At 32.9% G+C, this 5,520-nt stretch carries 5 protein-coding genes; 3 read left to right on the plus strand and 2 right to left on the minus strand.

Annotated features, from left to right (window positions below; genetic code table 11):
- Window positions 1-1,189: 1,189 nt before the first annotated feature.
- Window positions 1,190-1,411 (minus strand): helix-turn-helix domain-containing protein, encoded by a 222-nt coding sequence (locus tag ABY285_RS12120; RefSeq protein ID WP_372770420.1) that lies wholly within the window; start codon window positions 1,409-1,411, stop codon window positions 1,190-1,192.
- Window positions 1,412-2,028: 617 nt separating this feature from the next.
- On the opposite strand from ABY285_RS12120, the gene ABY285_RS12125 reads away from it, so the two are divergent.
- Complete coding sequence (locus ABY285_RS12125) at window positions 2,029-2,214, plus strand: hypothetical protein (protein ID WP_372770422.1); 186 nt, start codon at window positions 2,029-2,031, stop codon at window positions 2,212-2,214.
- A gap of 683 nt (window positions 2,215-2,897) precedes the next feature.
- On the plus strand, window positions 2,898-3,221 hold the full coding sequence (locus ABY285_RS12130) for a YegP family protein (RefSeq protein WP_372770424.1): 324 nt from the start codon (window positions 2,898-2,900) through the stop codon (window positions 3,219-3,221).
- Window positions 3,222-3,706: 485 nt separating this feature from the next.
- Here ABY285_RS12130 and ABY285_RS12135 read toward each other — a convergent pair whose 3' ends face one another.
- Window positions 3,707-3,856: a hypothetical protein gene (locus tag ABY285_RS12135; RefSeq protein ID WP_372770426.1), complete on the minus strand. Its 150-nt coding sequence runs from the start codon at window positions 3,854-3,856 to the stop codon at window positions 3,707-3,709.
- A gap of 337 nt (window positions 3,857-4,193) precedes the next feature.
- On the opposite strand from ABY285_RS12135, the gene rfbA reads away from it, so the two are divergent.
- Window positions 4,194-5,078, plus strand: a complete 885-nt coding sequence (rfbA, locus tag ABY285_RS12140) for a glucose-1-phosphate thymidylyltransferase RfbA (RefSeq protein WP_372770428.1) — start codon at window positions 4,194-4,196, stop codon at window positions 5,076-5,078.
- Window positions 5,079-5,520 lie beyond the last annotated feature (442 nt).

Consider the following 5,520-nt stretch of genomic DNA (forward strand, 5'->3'; position numbering starts at 1 on the left):
TATTTGGTTCTTGCGCAAACAATATATTTAAAGAGCATAACATAACGATTACTGAGAGTTTGATTTTATTCATAATGTTAACATTTAAAGTTAAGTATTTACTTTATAAAAAAACAGAATGGAGTTGAAGCAAAATGTTTTTAAATACGTAACTAAAGTTACATATTTCAACAATATGAAAAACAGTTAGTTGCAATTAATAATGAGACTAAATAAAAGATTCCACCTGCTATAGGTGTTGGGCTTGAAAACTCTCAAACTCCCGAAACTCCAATTCAGAGCCTAATGCGTGCATAATTTTATCTGCGGTAGTAGAATGTATCCCTGATAGATTGCCACGCTCTAAACGCCCTGTAAATTCAAGTCTTTTACTATTTTGTACACCTTCATAGAAAGCTCCAACTATCGGCAATAAAGTGAGATTCCAAACTATGATTTGGCAGATTATATTTTGGATTCAAAATAAAAAAGCCAAATCAACTTAATGAAATGGCTTATATGAAGTGTTAGTTAGTAGTACTTTATAAATTAATTCAAATAATTGTAAGTACATCTTCATAAAATAAGTTCGGCAGCATTTTTTTAATAACTGAAATGTCTATGTCCATACCACGAAACTCGTTTACATTTTTTGAATTTTGAAAAGTACGCTCCATCTCTTAATTCTGTCGGTGTTAAATCATTTGTAGTTCTCATAATCTTATATTTTAAGTTAAATATTTTCCTAATGTTTTGTTATATCAAATTTAAGGGGCAAATGAAGCTTTCGCAACTACATATTAATGTAGTTTATGCCATAAAAGCCACCCCACCTCAACTGATTGCTTAGGATTTTAGCAAAACGGTGTTAAAATAGTAAGGAAAATATTGACGAGATTTCATCCAATCGAATGCCTTTGTTACATAAAAAACACCGTCAAATCTGTGGGGATAGACGGTGCATTCATTAAGATAAAAAGGCGTTAATCAACCCCTTTTTACTTTCTTTCATTGGCAATATTCCATTAATCTTAACGCGAAATTAGATAAGGATTATTAGGGGTGAAATGATATTCCTCAATTTCATAATAATTGTTGTCATAAACTTAACGGTTGATGATGATTTTTTATATAGAAGTATATGGTAAGAATTGATGTAAAATTTGAGAGCCTTTTTTATATTATATATCCGCCAAGTCTAACAGGAAAATTATTTCTCATATTCCCGAAACTCCAATTCTGAGCCTAAGGCTAGCATAATTTTATCTGCGGTAGAGAATGTAATTCCCGCCAACTTATTCCGCTCTAAATGCCCTATAAACTGATAGCGAGGACTGCCAAATACCTTCACAGAAAGCTCCAACTGAGTCCACCCGTTTTTCTGCCGTTGTTGGCGTACAAACTGCCCGAATTTTTCTAATGATGAGGTCATTTTATGCTGATTTATTCATAAAATTAATCAGATAATTTATAATTAACAAAATTGCTATTAAGAATTATTATGAATACCGATTTAAGTGCTTTACTTTTTAATTTTTTTTTATATTTGTTAAAGCAATGTAACTAATTTGAAAAAAATTACATCATTTTATTTGTAGTCATGAACCCTAACTAACTCTCAGAATGAGAGATAAATTGCCCCTTGATAGAAACTGTCATCAAATGGTTGGACATATCTGTTGTCGGAAGGTCTTTGCTCGAAAAAGGCGTTACTGTTGATATAAATAACCAACCAATAGAACCACTTTCGCACTACCACGTTGGTAAAAATTTACTCACGGGAAAGGTAATATTCCTTAAAATTTAACCAAACTTTTATCTTTTTTATTGTCGTTTGTTGCTGCAATTATAATTGCTATTAAGAATTACTATAAATACCAATTTAAGGGGCTGTACGTCATTTATTTATTTTAAATTCGTTGCGCTATGTACCTAATAAAAAAAATTGCAGCATTACTAAATTATTTTTATCGGAACTCGAAGTAATTCGGAACGTTGTTGTGTTTAAAATTGGGTGAAACCTAAACATATAAAAAAAATTGAAAAACTATGAAAAAATCTATGAAACTCGCTACTAAACAAATGCTCCTTAATGCTTGGAACTTCTGTGAGAAAAATAATAAATCAACCGAATTTACTATTGAACTTATGGCTGACCTCGCTAATGTACCATACGATAATGCACTCGATTTTATGTTTAATTATCCTCGTACCAAAAAAGACCTTGAACTATAAAAAATAACATTCAATAAAAATATTGCTACGGCGCACAAATCATAATACAAAACCGTGGTAAGTTGTAAGTAATTTGATTTGAAATAATTATAAAACAAGTAAACTTGTGAAAACACCAATCAAAGAACTTGACTGCCCCAACTGTGGAAACCGCATCAACGCCTCCTTAGTTGCAGTAACAAATATATCAACTAAGACCAACGAGAAAATCGACATCATTATAACATCACCCGATACAATATACAATTATTGGGTTTATGAGTGTCCTAACTGTAAGAAAAGTTATACCATCACAGAAAGCGGTAATCTGTCAATCGAAAAATAATAACTAAATCCTAAACCCTACTACCCTAATCCCTGTTATTTGAGACTATCCAATACCCTAAAAAATTGCCACGTAATAGAGTGAGTGGCGCGGATAATAGTGCTTTGGTGTCGGAACTTCAAACCGAAAACAGTTTTCAAATCGGTACGGGGTTCTGAATAATAGCTTTTTGTCCAAATTTTTAGCTTTTATCGTCTTTACAATCTGTAATTATGCTATTAAGAATTACTGTAAATACCAATTTAAGGCGCTACTTGTCATATATTTCCCTACATTCGATGTCGCTATGATACCAATATGAAAAAAATTGCAACATATAAATTATTTTTTTATCTTTATGATTATAAAAATTAAAATTATGGCAAAATTTGAAATTTACACAGACAAAAAAGGGGAGTTTAGATTTAGACTTAAAGCGGCAAACGGACAAGCTATTTTAGCAAGTGAAGGTTATAAGGCTAAAGCAAGTTGTGTCAACGGGATTGAATCTGTGAGAAAAAATTCTCAGCTAGATGATAAATTTGACCGTCTTGAATCCAAAAGTGGGCAGTCATACTTTAACTTAAAGGCAACCAATGGACAAGTTATTGGCACAAGTGAAATGTATGCAGCGAAAAGCGGAATGGAAAACGGAATTGCATCTGTTAAGAAAAATGCCCCTACAGCAGAAGTTGTAGAATAGGATTTTATATAATTGATACTGGCAAATATTATTATAAGAGAATAAATTAAGAAAAACTAAAGGCTTTCACTCATTTGAGAGCCTTTTTTTATGATATATACTCCAAGTACAATTGGGTAATTATTTTTCAAACTCTCTAAACTCCAATTCTGAGTCCAATGCTTGTATTATTCTGTCTTTGCTTGTAAATGTTATTTCATAATTTCCCGTGATCTATACGGTCATTAAATTCATAATTAGCTTTGCCATAAGCTTTTAAGGAAGAATTCAGCTGAATTATTTCAATCTTTCGAAGTTAATTCAGTATAGGTCTAAAAAGCCATATAATATGATGATTTCCAGGCTTTTTAATTTATAAAGCTTTTTGTGACAATATTTGTGTAAGCAATTTCCTTATTGGCAACCCATGCAAAAAAACCACCTGCAGTTATTTAGAAAAATTTAGATATTAAATTTAGAAGCGCAGAAGTGCGAATGGTAGAAAATTAAACAGCATAATTTTGTAGAAATTCGTGAAATAACATCGGTTTTAATTTTCTTGACTCACAATGCGCCAAATAGGTTTTGTAATTTTTTCTTGCAAAGCTTTTGATGGCTTCAGGAGTGATTAACTCCATGATTGATACTGATTTCATAATCAAATAATTTTAGTGGTTAGCTTACTTTTTTGAATTAAAAAAATAAATGTATAAAACACTTTTGAATAATCCAAAAAATATACCATTTATTTCATAAAACATACCATTTGTTATATAAAACGAACCGTTTGTTTATTATTTCACTCATCTTACTCATAATATTTATGATCAAATGAGGGTGTCGACGGCTTGCTAGGTGGGCTGTCCTACTTGGGATCTATCATGTTTTACCATTCAAAAAATAGTTGTTGTCTTTGTGAATTGTAAGCTGAAATTTAATATTAAATAGTTAATTTAGCAGCATAGTTAAAAAATAGAATAATAAATATCACAAATGAAGGGAATTATATTAGCAGGCGGCTCAGGAACGCGATTATACCCAATTACAAAGGGAACTTCCAAACAACTGTTGGCCATTTACGACAAGCCGATGATATACTATCCGCTCTCTGTTTTAATGCTTTCGGGAATCACCGAAGTGCTCATCATTTCCACACCGCAGGATTTGCCAAACTTCAAAAACCTTTTGGGAGATGGATCTGAAATTGGAATGCAGTTTTCATATATAGAACAGCCTTCGCCTGACGGATTGGCCCAGGCTTTTATTTTGGGAGAAGAATTTATTGGAAACGATGATGTTTGTCTGATTTTAGGCGACAATATTTTTTATGGTGCCGGGATTGAAAAATTGTTAAGCGATGCGGTTCAAACCGTTTCAGTTGAAAATAAAGCCTCAATCTTTGGATATTATGTACAAGATCCCCAAAGATATGGGGTTGCAGAATTTGATAAAAATGGGAATGTGCTTGGCATTGAAGAAAAACCATTAGAACCAAAAAGCAATTATGCGGTGGTAGGCTTGTATTTTTATCCAAACAGCGTGGTTGAAATAGCAAAAAACACGAAGCCAAGTGCTCGGGGAGAATTGGAAATTACAACAGTAAATCAAACCTATTTGCAAAGAGAGAAGTTAAAAATGGCCATGATGGGTCGCGGTTATGCATGGTTAGATACCGGTACGCAAGATTCGTTGCTGGAAGCATCCAATTTTATTCAAACCATAGAAAAACGACAAGGCTTAAAAGTGGCTTGTATTGAAGAAATTGCCTTTGAAAAAGGGTATATTTCTAAAGGACAGTTACTCGCTTTGGCTGCTCAATATAAAAATAATGAATACGGTTCCTACTTGCTCAAATTAGCGTCACAAGGTAGAAGGTAAAAAGCTAAAAGCTAAAAGTTCAAAGGCTAAAGGTGAAATGTCCGAAGACCGCAGACCGAAGTCGGAAGTTAAAATTTAAAACTCACCACGATTAACTCCCCTCTTGAGAGGGGCCAGGGGTGTGTAAAAGTTGAAAGCTTAAAGCTAAAGTATTAAAATAAGTTATGAACATAATTTATAAACAAATCAAAGAAGAACCGTCCTATGATTTTTTTCGTCTTAAAATAGTTAATTTTTTTAGCGTTGGCCAACGATGCAACCCAAAGAGCCTAGTGGTAGGTGAAGCGGCAGGGAAGGCGGGCTGGGTGATGTGGATAAGGACAGAGCGTTAAGAAAATGTATGGGATACATTTTTAGCGATAGGGCCAGCCGGCGCTCGGGAAGAATTTATTTTACAGAAAAAGATCATCAGACTAGATTTTTTTGTTACTTTTTTTATCAA

The organism is Lutibacter sp. (assembly GCF_041555395.1).
GTDB lineage: Bacteria > Bacteroidota > Bacteroidia > Flavobacteriales > Flavobacteriaceae > Lutibacter.